Genomic DNA, 16,775 nt, shown 5'->3' on the forward strand with positions numbered 1-16,775 from the left:
TTATGCTGAGAAATATTTAGGGTTATGTTTTTTCCACGCGTTAACAACGAGAAAGCGGCGCAAAATAATTCGGCTAAAAGGTCTTTCTTATCCGTTCCGCTACAATTTCATCTCGAAAAACAGCAGATGACCCTCGGCGATTTCCGGAATCTCGGCGTATGCGTCCCGCAGAACGAACCCCATTGAGAGGTAAAGTCGGGTCGCTGTCTGCAATGGTTTGCCAGTGTCCATGCGGATCAGGTCAAACCCCTGCTGGCGACATTGCTGGATCAAAGACAGCATGATGGAACGACCTGCCCCCGTACCGCGGGCTCCGTCCTGAACGAATACGCGCTTGATCTCGGCCACGCCCGGCTCGATCGTGTGGAACATGCCACATCCAACGGGCTGATCACCGATCAGCGCAAGACGCGCGCCACCGTTCGGCGGGCTGTGTTCGGCCTCGATGGCCTCCATCACACGGGCATATTTATCCTGCGAATAGATGGTCTGAACAATACGTTGCGACTTTTCATCCAGCGTCAGGAGGAAGTCGCGGTATTCCCAACACAAACGCCGGACCGCATCAAAGTGGTCCGGCGTTCTGGGTTCTATGATGCTAAGCATCTGCCGATCCTCGATAAAGTACGAGGATCAGAATAACACTTAGCGCTTGAGGATCGAAGCCCCGGCATATTCGGCAACTTCGCCCAACGATTCCTCGATACGGATCAATTGGTTGTACTTGGCCAACCGGTCCGATCGCGCCAGCGAGCCGGTTTTGATCTGACCGCAATTGGTCGCCACGGCCAGATCGGCGATGGTTGCATCCTCGGTCTCGCCCGAACGGTGCGACATCACGTTGGTATAACCCGCGCGGTGCGCCATATCGACGGCGCGCAGGGTTTCGGTCAACGAGCCGATCTGGTTCACCTTGACCAGCATCGAATTGGCGCAGCCGCGGTCGATCCCTTCAGCCAGACGTTCGGGGTTGGTCACGAACAGGTCGTCGCCCACCAGTTGAACACGGTCACCGATGGCATCGGTCAACGCCTTCCAGCCGTCCCAATCATCTTCGGACATGCCGTCTTCGATCGAGATGATCGGATAGTCTTTGACCAGCGCCGCCAGATACTCGGCGTTTTCTTCGGAGGTTAGCGAGATATTCTCACCCGACAGAACGTATTTGCCGTCGCGATAGTATTCAGTGGCAGCGCAGTCCAGCGCCAGGTGGATTTCTTCACCCGGTTTATAACCCGCCTTTTCAATGGACTGCAGGATGAAATCCAACGCTTCGCGGGTGGATGCGATGTTAGGGGCAAAGCCGCCCTCATCGCCCACACCAGTGGCTAGACCAGCAGCCGATAGTTCGCGTTTGAGGGTGTGGAAAACTTCGGACCCCATGCGCACGGCTTCGCGGATATTCGCGGCTGCGGTCGGCATGATCATGAATTCCTGAATGTCGATCGGGTTGTCGGCATGTTCGCCACCGTTGATGATGTTCATCATCGGCACGGGCAGAACGCGGGCCGACGTGCCGCCGACGTAACGATACAAGGGCTGCGTGGTGAAATCGGCTGCGGCTTTCGCCGTAGCCAGCGAAACACCCAGAATGGCATTGGCGCCAAGCCGACCCTTGTTCTCGGTTCCGTCCAGTTCGATCATGGCGCCATCGATGGCAACCTGCTCGGTGGCGTCAAAGCCGACCAGCTCCTCGGCAATCTCACCGTTCACGGCGGCGACGGCTTCAAGCACGCCCTTGCCCAAATAGCGCGATTTGTCACCGTCACGCTTTTCCACTGCTTCATAAGCGCCGGTCGACGCGCCCGAGGGCACAGCGGCGCGGCCCATGGTGCCGTCTTCCAGAATCACGTCGACCTCAACGGTCGGGTTGCCCCGGCTGTCCAGAATTTCGCGTGCGTGGATGTCGATAATGGTGCTCATGAGGCCCGTTCCTGTGGCTGCAATCAGTTGCACGCCTCATACCATCACCGGGCAAAAAGTAAACCAGTCATGTTATCGCTAACATGTATATTCCCGGCCCTTTAGGGCTAACAATTACCTGTTTGCGCCAACGTGCGACGATCCGTCAGGCTGCAACCGCCAGTTCACGGGCCAAACGGCGTTCGCGAATAAAGGTGTACATGCCCGACCCCATGATCAACGTGGCCCCGGCCAGCGTCATCAGGTCCGGGCGCTCGCCGAACATCAGCATCCCCGCGGCGATCGAGAAGATCAGCCGGGTATAGCGGAAGGGCGTCAGGGCCGAAGCCTCACCAATCCGCATGGCGATGACGATGCCGTAATAACCCAGAAAACCAAAGCCAACGGCACCCAGATAGGGACCGATCTGCCAAGTATTTAAAGACACAACGGGTTGTGCGGAAAACACCATCAACGCCACGCCAGCAAATGCCACGGCGACATAGGCCTGCAGGGCGACCACGGACGAGGCCACGCGAACATCCAGCTTACGGGTGATCAGGTCGCGCGCGGCGATGGCAAGCACACTGGCCACGACAAACAAAGACTCGGGTTGAAACCCGGCCAGCCCGGGGCGGATAATCATCAGCACGCCGATGAAGCCGATGCCAATCGCGCTCCACCGTCGCCAGCCGACATGCTCGCCCAGAAACAGCGCGGCCCCCATGGTGACGGCCAGCGGCATCGCCTGAAACACAGCAGCCACGGTGGACAGATCGACCAGAGACAGCGCGGTCACAAAACTCAGCGCCCCAACCGCTTCGGTCCCGGCGCGCATCAGAGGCAGAGGCTGCCACGCCACCGGATCAAGGATACGTTTGCGCGTGGCCAACGACATCACGACAAAGGCCAGGCTGCAGATCACACCCAACACAACCATGATCTGACCGGTCGGCACGGTCACCGACAGATGCTTGATGAACATATCCTCAAGCGCAAAAGCCGCCATCGCGCCGACGACCAGCAAAATGCCGTGTACGTTGTTCATGACCGTGTCCGTTGAATCCTGCGGCCCCAATGCCGCTTTTCTCAGCAAAATCGCAAGAAAGCCGTTCAAGCAAGCATTATCCGCCCGGAAAGCATGAATTCCCGTGCGCCTGTCGTTCGCGTTTTGTGATGAATCAGTCCTGTTCCAGCGGCACGCCGTACAGTTCCAGCCGGTGGCCTTTCAGCTTATACCCCAGCTTGGCCGCGATCTTTTCCTGCAACACTTCGATCTCGGGGTCAACGAATTCGATCACCTTGCCGGATTGCATGTCGATCAAATGGTCATGATGATCACGCTCAGCATCCTCATACCGCGCGCGCCCATCACCGAATTCCAGCCGGTCAAGAATCCCCGCTTCTTCGAACAGTTTGACAGTGCGATAGACCGTGGCGATCGAGATGCCCGAATCCACTTTCGAGGCACGGGCATACAGTTCCTCAACATCCGGGTGATCCTCACTTTGTTGCAGCACCTGCGCGATTGTGCGGCGCTGGCCGGTCATGCGCAGACCTTTTGCTTCACAGCGGGCGATGATCGTATCGGACATAAGTGACCCTCAGAGTAGTTCGGGATTCTGTCTTAGTACGTCTGCGCGGATCGCGCCACAGGGGAATTGCGTCCTAGGCCACCCGTCTCAGGTCCGCCCAGATCGGCAGATGATCGGACGCTATATGCGCAGGCCGTGCGTCGTGCACGCCGTGGACGACCGCCTCAAGCCCTGCGCCCAGCGCGATGCGGTCAAGGGCCCCCAGGGGCTGTGCGGCCGGAAAGCTTGGAACCGGTGCCAAAAAGCGCATATCCGGAGCCAGATGGTCCAACACTGGCTGGCGCGACCATTCGTTGAAGTCCCCGGCCCAGACGGTGGGCATGTTGTCCAGATCATCGTCAAAGCGGCGGATGTGCGTGATCTGCTGCCGCCGGGATGCAGGCAACAGGCCCAGATGCATCCCCATCACGCGAAGCGGCCCGATTTGGGTGTCGAATTCCACACGCACGGCTCCCCGCGGCTCCAGCCCTGGCAGGTCGTGGTGCCCGGTCTGCCGAACCTGAATCGAATTTCCGCGCCAGATCACAGCGTTTCCATGCCAGCCCAGACTGCCGGCCCCACCCAGATCGACGATCTGCCAGCCGGCCTCATCCAACATGAAATGTGGTAAGGCGGCAGGCCGGGGCGGCAAGCGTTTGTCGGCCTCTTGCAACACCACGATATCAGCCTGCATGCTGTCGATGACCTGCATGATACGCTGGGGCTGCCGCCGAAAATCCAGACCCACACATTTCTGAATGTTATAGCTGGCGATACGCAAGGTTGATGGTTTGGTCATTGGCATCCTGTGTCTGACATCAAAGGTTCCTCGGCCACCCGGCCCCTATTTAAACTGTGTAATCATAAGGTTGGCGGGCTCACCCCCTTCGGCGGACGAGCTATGGCCAGTTCCCGTGACATCTTCGGCCCAAAACAAGTCACCCGTTTCGAAATCACGTATTTCGCCCGACCCCGCCTGAACACGGAACGTACCGGACAGAACCGTCGCAAGTTGGGGTTTCGGGGAACGGTGTTGAACCCCTTTCCACCCAGCAGGCAATGACAAGAAGGCAATACGCGCGGCATCGACCTCTTTTGAGACCAGAAACGGTGCGGCCGGGGGGGCAAAGGTCTTGAGTTCGAAATCAATCTCACGATTTTCAAAATAAGACACACCGTCCGCGTCTTCCAACAAAATGGCGAAGCGCATTTTATGCTCCCTAAAACAAAACTGATTTTATCTGCAGTTCCCCCGGTTGCGTCCATTATGCAGCATTATGTGCCGATGGTAAGTCGCTTGGCATTATGTTCAGAAGAACGCCCACTAGACTGCTTACAAACTCGACATTCAAGTTTTGATATTCGCTATGTCCCACAGAACGTCGCGTGGACCACTTCGCTTTCGGTCGGCGGATGTGTCAGGTCGGTTGCGTCGGGTTGATCCTCATAGGCGCGGGCAAGCACCGCATTTAACCGATGGAACGGGGCAAAATCGCCTTGGACAGCAGCCTGTATCATCTGCTCGACCCGGTGGTTGCGCGGGATAAAGGCCGGGTTGGCGGCGTTCATCACCGTCTGCGGGTCATTTTCACGGGCCAACCGCGTCTGCCAGCCGTCGGCCCATTCATCATAAGCTTCGGGGTTCACGAACTGATCGCGGGCCTTGTCACTGCCCAGCGCACGGAACGTATTGGTGAAATCGGCACTGTTATGCGCCATCCGGGTCAGCAGATCGGTGATCAACGCCTCGTCGCCCTTATCCTCGGTCGTCAAACCGATCTTGGCGCGGAAGCGGGCCAGCCATTCCTGTTGGATCAGTCCCGGCATTGCATGCACGATCTCAGTGGCCTCTTGAACGGCGGCTTCGGGGTCCTCGACCTGCTGAATCAAAGAGGTCGCCAATTGCGCCAGGTTCCACACGGCGATGTCCGGCTGATTGGAATAGGCATATCGTCCCATCCGGTCGATTGAACTGAAGACCGTATTCGGGTGATAGATGTCCATGAAGGCGCAAGGTCCATAGTCGATGGTCTCACCAGCGATCGAGAAATTGTCGGTGTTCATCACCCCGTGGATAAACCCGACGCTCATCCATTGCGCAATCAGCCGCGCCTGCGCGTCCCGGACCGCGCGCAGCAGGCCCATTGGACCTTCGGCCTGCGGATAGTGTCGGGCGCTGGCGTATTCGGTCAGCCGCTTCAAGCTGTCGACCTGCCGTCGTGCGGCAAACACCTGAAACGTCCCCACGCGCAGATGGCTTTGCGCAACGCGGGTCAGCACCGCGCCCGGCATCGGGCCTTCGCGCAAGACGATCTCTCCTGTCTCAACTGCAGCCAGCGCACGGGTGGTCGGGATGCCCAGCGCGTGCATCGCCTCGGATACCACGTATTCGCGCAGAACTGGCCCAAGCCACGCACGGCCATCGCCCTGGCGGCTGAACGGGGTTTGTCCCGAGCCCTTCAACTGAATATCCCGCCGCACGCCGTCTGTTCCGATCGTCTCACCCAGCAATACCGCACGCCCATCGCCGAGCTGCGGGTTGTAGGTGCCGAACTGATGGCCGGAATAAAGCTGAGCAATCGGCTCGGCCCCTTCAGGCAGGGCATTCCCGGCGAAAACCTCGGCCATTTCCTGTACATCGCCCGGAGTAACCCCCAGAACGCGGGCCAGATCTTCATTAAACGCAATCAAACGCGGAGCGCGCACCGGCACCGGCACTTGCCGGGCGAAAAAAGTTTTGGGAAGACGGGCATAGCTGTTGTCAAACGGGATATTCAAGGTCATGCGGCAAACATATGGTGGATACACGTAAATACCATAGCGGATCGCACGCCTGCGTGCATAATCACCACAACCAAGCAAGAGGCCCTAATGACCGCGCAAGAGATCATCGACCACCTTCAGTTGCAGCGCCACCCCGAGGGCGGTTGGTTCCGCGAAACTTGGCGGGCCGATAACGAAGGCCGCGCCACCGGCACATGCATCTATTTCCTGTTGCAGGCTGGCGAACACAGCCACTGGCACCGCGTCGATGCGACCGAAATCTGGCTGTATCACGCCGGTGCGCCACTGACCCTGTCCCTCAGCGCTACCGATGACGGCCCTGCCAACGATCACCTGCTGACCCCCGACCTGACCAAAGGCGCGCCACAATTGATCGTACCCACGAACCACTGGCAATCAGCGCAGTCGACTGGAGAGTACACTCTGGTCAGTTGCACCGTCTCACCCGGGTTCGAATTCGACGGCTTTGTGTTGGCCGCGCCGGAATTCGATATCGCGCGCGGGTAAACCGTGGACCACCGCGCGCTCATAGCGTCGATCCCGCCCGAGGCGAAAGAAAGGCTTCAGCTCCGATCTGACGCCGCTGGGCTGAAGCATTTGGCGGCGTATGGCATAGTACTGGCGGGCACCTCGGCCTGTATCGCATTGCGGGTGCCGCTTTGGCCTCTGTTTATCCTTCCCCAAGGCATCCTTCTGGTTTTCCTGTTTACGCTCAGTCACGAGTGTACGCACAAGACACCGTTTCGCAGTGGCTGGTTGAACGATGTCATCGGGCATCTGGTTTCGATCCCTATCGCCCTGCCCTTTACGTGGTTTCGGTATTTCCATCTGGCCCATCACAAATGGACCAACCACCCGGAAAAAGACCCGGAGCTGGGTGGCAAACCACGACCCGGGAATTGGCGGGACCTGCTGATTTACCTAAGCGGATGGCCGTATTGGAGCGGGATGGCAAAGGTTCTGATGCAAAACGCTTTTGGCCGGATCGACGCGCCCTACCTGCCTGCCCGCCAACACCGCGCCATGCGTATTGAGGCGCGGCTATTGCTGGTTCTCTACGTCCTTGTCGGTCTCAGCCTGCTCTATTCTTCAGTATTGTTCTGGCTATGGATTCTACCGGTGCTGATCGCGCAACCCTTCTTGCGCCTCTATCTATTAGCCGAACATGGCCTCTGCCCCTCAGTCGCCAATATGCTCGAGAACTCTCGCACCACTTTCACCAACCGCATCGTCCGGTTTCTGGCCTGGAATATGCCCTACCACGCCGAGCACCATGCGTTTCCCAACGTGCCGTTCCATCAATTGCCCGCGCTGCACGATTGGACCCGGGCACATTTGAAATCGACTTCTGAGGGGTATTCCGATTTTTCACTGGATTACATGAAATCCCTGAAGTGAAAATCCGTCGTCCAGTGACCCTGTGACCTCCGACAAAAAAGCTGGTCAAAGTCACCCCCTATCCAACCGTTTAATTGGATGGGGTCAGGACAGGAGGCGTATCGAAACGGTTGCGCCAGGCCACAAGGCACAATATCGGATCGTCCTGCGTTTCCATTGCATGCGGCTGATTGCTTTCGTGATACACAGTGCCGCCTTCGCCGAGGTTTTCACTCGGACAGCCCTCGCGATTGAACACGCCAGTTCCTGAAATCACCATGTACATTTCTTCTGCTGGATGATGATGCCACGGATAGTAAAGCTGAGGCGGCATGTGAACAATCCAAAGCCAGAGTTTGTTCGATAAGAACGGCCCTCCTGCTCCGACGATGGAATAACATCCAAAATTATTCAGGAAACAATCGCCGATATCTGTGTATTTGTAGGTCTCTCGCCAAACCGCGTAAGGTGCTGCGTTTACGATCGCATCCTGCAGGCGAGCATAGGTTTGTGATACCAGCCCCGCCTCCTGCCGCAACACGTCGCCACACGGGAGATGATATGGCTCAATCTCCTGCCTTTGAATGTCATCTGGAAACGGTGCGAACGACGTCATCTGGGGATGGCTGACATATGCATCCCGAGCTTGTTGCAGTAGATTCTGGTAGACGCCTTCTTTGCTCATAAAGAGCGAGGATAACCAGTTTTCAGACTTGGGTTTGTCTGCATGCGACATCGAATGCAAATTTTGCTGCCGAGCGACACGAAAGCCTATCATCTGAGGTTCCAGCCAAATTCCCTTCAGCCAGCAGCACCCATCGAAACCGTACTGACAACTCCTCCCCCGACAAGAGCTTTAACCCCAGTTGTTCCAGGGCATGATGTCGGCAACCCACGTGCCACGCGTACTGCGAGATAGGCGAAGGCCTGTGCCTCGAGCATGTCGCCGTCCAACCCTACCGCTTCGACCGGCTCGACCGGGCAGTCCAGTGCGACGCGCAGCATCTCCATCAGCACCGGGTTATGCCGCCCGCCGCCAGTGACCAGAAGACGCGCAGGCGGTTTGGGGCAATGTTCCATCCCCTGCAGCACGCCCGCCGCACACATGCCGGTCAGTGTGGCCACCGCGTCGGCGTCGTTTAGCTCCTGAACCAACCGGATCATCTCGGCAAAGTCGTTCCGGTCAAGAGACTTAGGGGGCATTCGGGTAAAGTAAGGCTCAGCCAGAAACAGTTCGAGCGCGCCCATCTCGACCGTGCCGCCACGCGCAACCGCACCATCGCGGTCCATCGGCAGGCCCAGACGCGCCTGCATCAGGTCATCAACGGGTGCATTGGCGGGACCGGTGTCAAAGGCCAGCAGAGCTCCGGGCGCTTCCGGGCCGTCAAAGCCGGGGTCCACATAAGTCAGGTTTCCCACCCCGCCGAGGTTCAAAAAACACAGCGGTTGGGTCGCCCCGATCCATTTAGCGCAGGCAAAGTGAAAGAATGGTGCTAGGGGCGCACCTTCCCCCCCCATCGCCACGTCGTCACTGCGGAAATCCCAGACGACCGGCACGCCTAAAGCCTGCGCCAACCCCTTGCCGTCGCCCACTTGTAACGTACCCCGCCCATGTGGTTCGTGCGCCAGAGTCTGCCCGTGAAAGCCGATCAGATCGATCTCTTCAAATTCCGAGAGCGCCTCGGCGTGCGCAATGGTAACCAGCTCAGCCGCCTTGTCCACGTCCGGGCCGTGCCATTGACCCAGCGCCGCGCGCAGATCGCTGCGCTCGGCCTCGGTATAGGCGCGATAGCCGCTTGGGCCAAAACCGATGATGTGATGCCCATCGGTTTCCACCACCGCAGCATCCACACCGTCCAGCGACGTGCCAGACATTGCACCCAGGGCTTTGATCGGCCCGCCTTTCCTGATGGCCCGGTTCACGCTCACCTCATTTATCTTGTTTTATGGCGCTCAACCTGCCTGTTCATCGCCCCACTAGGCAAGTCACATCACGCGGTCCACGTGCTTTTTTGCTACAACCTGCGCGCCTGCAACCACAACACGAGCGACGGGACGGTTGCACCGGCGCACGGCCTGAGTAAGCATTGCGACCAACTGCACCCCAAACGGACGACCATGACGGACACACAGACACCCAACCAGCCCGCGCAGAGACGCAATTACCAGCTTATCTTTTGGTCAGGGTCACTGGCCACAATTGGCGGGCAGCTGGTGAACCCCAATCTGGTGCTGCCCTTCCTGTATCTGGCCTTGGGGGCGCCTACGTTTTTCGCGGGCCTTTTGCTGCCCTTCGTGACCGGATCGCGCCTGATTGCCGAGATTTTCATGTCTCCGTTCATCAATCGGGTGACCCGCGCGAAACTGGCGGTTTACGTACCCAACATCCTGACGGCCGCCATTCTGTCGGTCGTGGCATTGTTCGCAACAAACCTTCCCAATCTTTTGATTGTGTTACTATTTCTGACAACCGCGGTTGTAATGGGACTGTGCCAAGGGATCACCAGTCTGGGCACCAGCCAAATCTATGGCATCTCGGTGCCCGAGGCGAAACGAAATCGGATGGTGTTTGCACAGGCCACAATCTCAGGCATTCTGGCCATTCTTGTGGTCTGGGTGACGCGCGATCTGCTGGCCTCGGATGAACCAATGCAGCGCCACATCGTCGTCCTGTGGTGCGGCGTCGTCGCCATGTTCGCCGCCGGCGTCAGCTTTGCCGGTGTCCGGCTGCTGGAACAAGAGCAAGCCCGTGCCCCCGCACCCAAAAGCAAACCCAAACCGTTGGCTGAGTTGGTGACCGGTTTCAAAACCGGCATGGCTTATTCGTGGTATCGCAAGTTTCTTACGACGCGTCTGATCTTTGTCTCGGTTGAGCTGGCCATGCCGTTTTACACGATCCACGCTGCGACCTTTCACGTGGGCACCAAACACTCACTCAGCTATTTCGTGATGGCCGCCAGTCTTGGTATGGTGCTGGGCTCGATCCTGTGGGGTTGGCTCAGCGGTCGGATCTCGGTCAAGCCGGTGATGTGGCTGGGGTGCTTGGTCTCGGCAGTTTCAGCCATACTGGCGCTGGCCTTCACATTCCTTGGCTATGCGCAGAACGTCTGGGTTTATGCGCTGGTCATCCTGCTGCTGTCACTGGGCGGGAATGGCGTCATTTATGGCCGCTATCTCTATATCATTGAAAAGACATCGGAACAGGAGCGTCCCTACCTGGTCGCCCTTGGCGATGTTAGTGCCGGACTGATCGGCATGGTCTTTGCTGCGATCCTGGGCGCGGTGGCACATCTGCACGATCCAATCACCCCGATCTTTGCACTGGCCGCGCTGAACCTGATCGCAATGCTCTATGCGTTGCGCCTGCCTCCGGTCAAAAGCTGACACTGCCCACGTTTTTCTTGGAAATGGTGGCTTTTCCTTGCCCAAAGCGACGCCTATACAGTGCCCCGCAACATCAACCCAAAGGGCACGATATGACCTACCACCCCAAATCGGATTTCATCGCCACGATGATCGAGCGCGGCTTTCTCGCCGACTGCACCGATTATCAGGGCCTTGACGAAGCGCTGATCAGTGGGTGCAAGCCGGCCTATATCGGCTTTGATGCGACGGCAAAATCGTTGCATGTGGGCAGCCTGATCCAAATCATGATGCTGCGCTGGTTCCAGAAAACCGGCCATCAGCCGATCACCCTAATGGGCGGCGGCACCACCAAGGTGGGCGATCCGTCGTTCCGCGCGGATGAACGTCCCCTGTTGGGGCCCGAACAGATCGACGAAAACATCGCGGGCATCAAAAAGGTGTTCTCGGCCTATATCGACTATGACAGTGACGCCGAAAACAAAGCTCTGATGCTGAACAATGCCGAGTGGCTGGACGACCTGAACTACCTCGATTTCCTGCGGGACATCGGGCGGCACTTCTCGGTCAACCGCATGCTTTCGTTTGAGTCCGTGAAATCGCGGCTGGATCGAGAACAATCGCTCAGCTTCCTCGAATTCAACTACATGATCCTGCAGGCTTATGATTTCCTTGAGCTGAACCGCCGCTATGGCTGCGTTCTGCAGATGGGCGGCTCGGATCAGTGGGGCAATATCGTCAATGGGATCGACCTGACCCGCCGCGTGCTGGATCACGAGATTTACGGTCTGACCTCGCCCCTGTTGACCACCAGCGACGGCAAGAAGATGGGCAAATCTCAGGACGGAGCGGTATGGCTGAACGCCGAGATGCGCTCGCCCTACGAATTCTGGCAGTTCTGGCGCAACACCACCGATGCGGATGTCGGGCGGTTCCTGAAGCTCTACACCGAAATGCCGGTGGATGAGTGCGACCGTCTGGGCGCCCTGCAAGGGTCCGAAATCAATGAGGCCAAGATCCGTCTTGCCAACGAGGTGACCACCCTTGCCCACGGTGCTTTAGCCGCTGCGACTGCCGAGGCCACCGCACGCGAAGTGTTTGAGAGAGGGGGCGTTGGGGATGACCTGCCGACCGTGATCGTCGGCGAGGGCACCCTCCCAATCTCGATCGTGCAATTGTTCGTCATTTCCGGTCTCGCGAAGTCGGGCAAAGAGGCCAAACGCCTGATTGCTGAAAACGGCGCCAAAGTGGACGATGCCCCTTTGACGGATGCGGGCCTGATGATCGACGCAGGCGCTCTGTCCTCACCCGTCAAATTGAGCGCGGGCAAGAAGCGGCACGCCTTGGTCCGGCTGGCCTAAACTGTTCCAACACGGCTAACGGCCACCCAATTGGGTGGCCGTTTTCGTTTGAGGCGCTGACGCGCAGGTGGCAAACGGGCTTAGCGTTTTCCATCCTTGCCGCCGCCTTTTCCGTCGCCGTGGCCGCCCTTGCCACCGCCATGGCCTCCTTTGCCGCCGCCTTTACCGTCGCCGTGGCCGCCTTTGCCACCGCCATGGCCGCCTTTACCGTCACCGTTGCCGCCTTTGCCTCCGCCGTGACCGCCGCCATTGCTGCCCCCATTGCCGTGACCACCGCCGCCATTGCCATTGCCGTTATTGCCGCCACCGTTTCCGGTGCCGGGGCCAGAGCCGCCGTTATTGCCACCGCCGTTGCCGGAATTCCCGTTGTTTCCGTTACCATTACCGGGGCCGCCGTTGTTGCCACCGTTGCCGCCGCCGTTGTTGCCGCCGTTGCCACCACCGTTGTTGCCGCCATTGCCGCCGCCGTTGTTGCCGCCATTGCCGCCGCCGTTGTTGCCGCCATTGCCGCCGCCGTTGTTGCCGCCGTTGCCGCCGCCACCGCCGTTGCCTGGGTCACCGCCGCCGTCACCGGGATCACCACCACCGTCGCCGGGATCACCGCCACCATCACCGGGATCACCGCCACCATCACCGGGGTCGCCGCCACCGTCACCGGGGCCACCGCCGCCGTTGCCGGGGTTACCACCTTCGCCTCCGCCGCCAGACCCGGAACCGCCTCCGTTATCTGAATCAAGACCGGCAAACTGATCATTTCCCCGCGCCTCGCCTGGATTTCCCGATGCACCAATCGAACCCGTTGGTTGGTCGGTCAACAACGAAGCCAATCCTGGGCATTGCGCCGTTGTGTTGCGCAATGTGGTCGCGAAATCCGATCGTTGTTGCAGGCGTTCCAGAAAGCTGGGTGTCACCTGCTGACAATCACACAGCGCCTGATAATCCTCCCGATTTGCAGCATCCCGGGCGGTCTTCCAGTTGCACACCTCTGGCGCAGCTGCGGCGCTGCTTACCGCCATCACAGTCAGAAAAGGTGCTGTTACCAGCACAGGAATTCCGACTTTCAAACTCTTACGCATAACACTTGTCTCCTTGTTCCGCGCCCCCTCGACGCGTCAAATTGATAGGTACCGATGTGAGACTTGCGCATTAAGCGCAGTTAAAGTTCCTCTGAGAATCGCTTGAGAAACGGCATAAAACTTTGAAAAATCTCGTCCGAATTGTGGACATCACCTAAATCCTCAGATTAACTGAACATACGTTCATATCCTGAGAGGAGACCTCCGCCATGCAATTGTCCACCACATCCGCGATCATCACTGGCGGTGCTTCGGGGCTGGGCGAAGCAACCGCACGCCACTTTGCCGAGCGCGGCGCGCAGGTCACTATTCTGGACCGCGACGCCGTCCGTGGCACTCAGGTCGCGGAGGAAATCGGAGGGCATTTTGCTGAAACGGACGTGACGAACGAGGAATCCGCCGCCGCAGCGATCGATCAGGCGATGAACAATATGGGCCAGATCACGGCCGCCGTGAACTGCGCCGGAATCGCTTATGGCATCAAGACGGTGGGCAAAGACGGCCCCCACCCACTGGACGCCTTTCAACGCACCATCGACATCAATCTGGTGGGCACATTCAACGTCTCGCGCCTGGCTGCGGCTGAAATGGCAAAGAATGACCCTGAGCCCGACGGCGCACGCGGTGTGATCATCAATACCGCATCGATCGCGGCCTTTGACGGGCAAAAAGGACAAGCGGCCTATGCGGCTTCAAAAGGTGGAGTGGTCGGGATGACCCTGCCGATGGCCCGCGATCTGGCCTCGACCGGGATACGGGTTATGGCCATCGCGCCCGGCATCTTCATGACCCCGATGCTGGCCGGCCTGCCCGAAGAGGTACAGCAGCAACTGGCCGCTGACGTCCCCAACCCGGCCCGTCTGGGTGATCCACGCGAATACGGACGACTGGCAGGGGTTATCGTCGAGATGGGATACCTGAACGGAGAGGTCATCCGCATCGACGGTGCCCTGCGAATGCGCTAGGTCAGTTTCATGACCGAACGCGAAAAGATGCAGGCCGGAGAGTGGTATTGCTGTCTGGATCCGGAATTGGATGCCCTGCGCGCACAGGCCCGACGCGCAGTTCACGCGCATAACACCTGTCCGCCGGATACCCGCGGTGCGATAGCACCGGAATTGCTGGCGTTGTTCGGCAACGTCGGGTCGGATTGCTTTCTCGAGGCTCCTTTTCACTGCGCCTATGGGTTGAACATCCATCTAGGCCAGCGCGTTTACTTCAACGCGGGCTGCGTGGTTCTGGACACTGCTGCGGTGCGGGTAGGAGACGGCACGATGTTGGGACCGCACGTTCAGATTTATTGCGCCCAACACGCCAAAGACCCGGTTGAGCGTGCGCAGGGTCTTGAAATTGGTCTTCCGGTGACGATTGGGCGGAATGTCTGGGTGGGCGGTGGAGCCATCTTGATGCCCGGCATCACCATCGGCGACAATGCCACCATCGGTGCGGGCAGCGTCGTGACCAAAGACGTCGCGGCCGAGGAAACGGTCGTTGGAAACCCTGCCCGAGCGCTGAAACAGTCCTAAGCGCCTTCGGCCTTTTCTTCGAGCATCAGCCACTCATCCTCGGCTGCGGCCAGTTTTTCCTGCCGTTCGACCAACGCCTCGGTCGCCTTCTGGAATTTAACCGGTTCGCGGGTGAATAATTCGGGATCGGACATGAGGTCTTCCAGTTTGCCGATCTCGGCCTCAAGCCGGGCGATTTCGGCGGGTAGTTTCTCAAGCCGGTGTTTTTCCGAGAAAGACAGACCCGATTTCGCCTGACTTTCCGGCTTGACCTTTGGCTTTGAGGGTTTTGATTTTTCTACCTTCTTTTCCGCAACGTCTCCTCGCTGTGCAATATAGTCCGACCACCCACCCGCATAGACGATTGCGCGGCCATTGCCCTCCATCGCGATGGTCGTAGTGGCGACGCGATCCAGGAAATCTCGGTCGTGACTGACCAGCAGAACGGTGCCGTCATAATCGTCCAGCAGTTCCTGCAACAGATCCAGTGTTTCGACATCCAGATCGTTGGTCGGTTCGTCCAGCACCAGCAGGTTCGAGGATTTCGCCATCAGCTTGGCCAGCAGCAATCGCGCTTTTTCGCCCCCTGACAGGGATTTAACCGCCGCTCTGGCCTGCCGTTCGTCAAACAGGAATTCCTTGAGGTAGCCGACCACATGCTTGGGTTGGCCACCGACCATCACCTGATCGGCCTTGCCGGAAACCCGCATCTCGGGGTCGCCGGTCAGACTATCCCAAAGGCTCATTTCCGGGTCCAGTTGCGCGCGGGTCTGATCGAACACCGCAACCTCAAGATTGGTACCCAGGGTCACCGAGCCCTCATCCGGTTGCTCTTGTCCAAGCAGCATTTTCAGCAGGGTCGTCTTGCCTACACCATTGGGTCCGACAAAAGCCACCCGATCACCGCGTTGCACCAATAGGTCGAAGTTCCGCACGATCTGTTGTGCATCAAAGGACTTGGACAAGCCTTTGGTTTCGATAACTTTTCGTCCGGATTTCGGCCCTGCCTCAAGCGCCATGGCGGCCGAGCCCTGGCGTTTGATTTGCGCCGCCTTTTCGGCCCGCAACGCCTGCAGGGCGCGCACGCGGCCTTGATTGCGCTTGCGTCGTGCGCTGATGCCCTCGACAGCCCATTTCGCCTCGGATTTAATCAGGCGGTTCAGCTTGTGACGTTGCTGATCTTCCTCATCCCAAACTTTGTCACGCCAGGTTTCGAAAGCGTCGAACCCCTGTTCCTGTCGCCGCACCATTCCGCGGTCAATCCACAACGTGGCTCGGGTTAATGCCCGCAAAAACGCGCGGTCGTGCGAGATCAGTACAAACGCAGCCCGCGTCGCGCCCAGCTCACGCTCGAGCCACGCGATGGCTTCGATATCTAGGTGGTTGGTCGGCTCGTCCAGCAGCATCAGGTCTGGCGCCTCGGCCATCAGCTTGGCCAGCGCCGCTCGCCGCCGCTCGCCGCCCGAGGCCGTTTCGACCGGGCGCGACGGGTCGAATTTCAGCCCCTCTCCGGCGCGTTCAACCTTGTACAGCTCACCTGGCTCTAACCCGCTTGAGGCATAGTCGCCCAGCGTCGCGAACCCTTCCATGGTTGGGTCCTGCTCCATGTAACCTACAGATTTTCCAGGCGGAATCACAATGTCGCCTTGGTCGGGCTCGACCAGACCGGCCATTACTTTCATCAAGGTTGATTTGCCGGACCCATTGCGCCCCACCAACGCGACACGATCGCCCGGCTGCACCACCAGGTCCAGCCCCGAAAACACCGGATCACCCCCAAAGGTCAGGGAAATGCCGGACATCTGCAACAAAGGAATTCTCGCCATGCCCGCC

At 58.8% G+C, this 16,775-nt stretch carries 17 protein-coding genes; 6 read left to right on the plus strand and 11 right to left on the minus strand.

Features of this window, described 5'->3' with window-relative positions; all coding sequences use genetic code 11:
* Positions 1–99 precede the first annotated feature (99 nt).
* The 7 genes from GOX21_RS04120 to GOX21_RS04150 form a co-directional block, all read right to left on the minus strand.
* The gene (locus tag GOX21_RS04120) at positions 100–606 is read right to left on the minus strand and encodes a GNAT family N-acetyltransferase (RefSeq protein ID WP_170375671.1); all 507 of its coding nucleotides are present in this window, start codon (positions 604–606) and stop codon (positions 100–102) included.
* A gap of 39 nt (positions 607–645) precedes the next feature.
* Positions 646–1,923, minus strand: coding sequence for a phosphopyruvate hydratase (eno, locus tag GOX21_RS04125; RefSeq protein ID WP_170375673.1), 1,278 nt, complete (start codon positions 1,921–1,923; stop codon positions 646–648).
* A gap of 145 nt (positions 1,924–2,068) precedes the next feature.
* Complete coding sequence (locus GOX21_RS04130; protein WP_170375675.1) at positions 2,069–2,950, minus strand: DMT family transporter; 882 nt, start codon at positions 2,948–2,950, stop codon at positions 2,069–2,071.
* Between the two features lie 133 nt (positions 2,951–3,083).
* The gene (locus GOX21_RS04135) at positions 3,084–3,497 is read right to left on the minus strand and encodes a Fur family transcriptional regulator (protein ID WP_170348959.1); all 414 of its coding nucleotides are present in this window, start codon (positions 3,495–3,497) and stop codon (positions 3,084–3,086) included.
* Positions 3,498–3,570: 73 nt separating this feature from the next.
* Positions 3,571–4,281 carry an endonuclease/exonuclease/phosphatase family protein gene (locus GOX21_RS04140; protein ID WP_170375677.1) on the minus strand — a complete coding sequence of 237 codons (711 nt, stop codon included), beginning with the start codon at positions 4,279–4,281 and terminating at the stop codon, positions 3,571–3,573.
* 39 nt (positions 4,282–4,320) lie between these two features.
* Positions 4,321–4,686 (minus strand): cupin domain-containing protein, encoded by a 366-nt coding sequence (locus GOX21_RS04145; RefSeq protein WP_170375679.1) that lies wholly within the window; start codon positions 4,684–4,686, stop codon positions 4,321–4,323.
* 155 nt (positions 4,687–4,841) lie between these two features.
* Positions 4,842–6,260 (minus strand): protein adenylyltransferase SelO, encoded by a 1,419-nt coding sequence (locus GOX21_RS04150; protein ID WP_170375681.1) that lies wholly within the window; start codon positions 6,258–6,260, stop codon positions 4,842–4,844.
* Between the two features lie 87 nt (positions 6,261–6,347).
* On the opposite strand from GOX21_RS04150, the gene GOX21_RS04155 reads away from it, so the two are divergent.
* Both GOX21_RS04155 and GOX21_RS04160 read left to right on the plus strand, forming a co-directional pair.
* Positions 6,348–6,767, plus strand: coding sequence for a cupin domain-containing protein (locus GOX21_RS04155; RefSeq protein WP_170348963.1), 420 nt, complete (start codon positions 6,348–6,350; stop codon positions 6,765–6,767).
* A gap of 3 nt (positions 6,768–6,770) precedes the next feature.
* Positions 6,771–7,658, plus strand: a complete 888-nt coding sequence (locus tag GOX21_RS04160) for a fatty acid desaturase (protein WP_170375684.1) — start codon at positions 6,771–6,773, stop codon at positions 7,656–7,658.
* 70 nt (positions 7,659–7,728) lie between these two features.
* On the opposite strand, the gene GOX21_RS04165 is transcribed toward GOX21_RS04160, so the two are convergent.
* A complete protein-coding gene (locus tag GOX21_RS04165) occupies positions 7,729–8,415 on the minus strand; it encodes a dimethylsulfonioproprionate lyase family protein (protein WP_170375686.1) in 687 nt (228 codons plus the stop codon).
* A gap of 23 nt (positions 8,416–8,438) precedes the next feature.
* A complete protein-coding gene (locus GOX21_RS04170) occupies positions 8,439–9,512 on the minus strand; it encodes an anhydro-N-acetylmuramic acid kinase (protein WP_254428473.1) in 1,074 nt (357 codons plus the stop codon).
* 243 nt (positions 9,513–9,755) lie between these two features.
* Here GOX21_RS04170 and GOX21_RS04175 point away from each other — a divergent pair, with 243 nt between their 5' ends.
* Both GOX21_RS04175 and tyrS read left to right on the plus strand, forming a co-directional pair.
* The gene (locus tag GOX21_RS04175) at positions 9,756–11,021 is read left to right on the plus strand and encodes an MFS transporter (protein WP_170375690.1); all 1,266 of its coding nucleotides are present in this window, start codon (positions 9,756–9,758) and stop codon (positions 11,019–11,021) included.
* 92 nt (positions 11,022–11,113) lie between these two features.
* Complete coding sequence (gene tyrS, locus GOX21_RS04180; protein WP_170375692.1) at positions 11,114–12,361, plus strand: tyrosine--tRNA ligase; 1,248 nt, start codon at positions 11,114–11,116, stop codon at positions 12,359–12,361.
* 80 nt (positions 12,362–12,441) lie between these two features.
* Here the strand turns inward: tyrS and GOX21_RS04185 are convergent, their stop codons facing one another.
* The gene (locus GOX21_RS04185; RefSeq protein WP_170375694.1) at positions 12,442–13,437 is read right to left on the minus strand and encodes a hypothetical protein; all 996 of its coding nucleotides are present in this window, start codon (positions 13,435–13,437) and stop codon (positions 12,442–12,444) included.
* A 209-nt stretch (positions 13,438–13,646) separates the two neighbouring features.
* Here GOX21_RS04185 and GOX21_RS04190 point away from each other — a divergent pair, with 209 nt between their 5' ends.
* On the plus strand, positions 13,647–14,402 hold the full coding sequence (locus GOX21_RS04190; protein ID WP_170375696.1) for an SDR family NAD(P)-dependent oxidoreductase: 756 nt from the start codon (positions 13,647–13,649) through the stop codon (positions 14,400–14,402).
* A gap of 9 nt (positions 14,403–14,411) precedes the next feature.
* Positions 14,412–14,963, plus strand: a complete 552-nt coding sequence (locus GOX21_RS04195) for a sugar O-acetyltransferase (protein ID WP_170375698.1) — start codon at positions 14,412–14,414, stop codon at positions 14,961–14,963.
* On the opposite strand, the gene GOX21_RS04200 is transcribed toward GOX21_RS04195, so the two are convergent.
* Positions 14,960–16,768 carry an ABC-F family ATP-binding cassette domain-containing protein gene (locus tag GOX21_RS04200; RefSeq protein ID WP_170375699.1) on the minus strand — a complete coding sequence of 603 codons (1,809 nt, stop codon included), beginning with the start codon at positions 16,766–16,768 and terminating at the stop codon, positions 14,960–14,962. The two genes, GOX21_RS04195 and GOX21_RS04200, sit on opposite strands and share 4 nt — an antisense overlap.
* Between the last annotated feature and the right edge of the window lie 7 nt (positions 16,769–16,775).

This window comes from Ruegeria atlantica, from assembly GCF_013032005.1.
Taxonomy (GTDB): domain Bacteria; phylum Pseudomonadota; class Alphaproteobacteria; order Rhodobacterales; family Rhodobacteraceae; genus Ruegeria; species Ruegeria atlantica_A.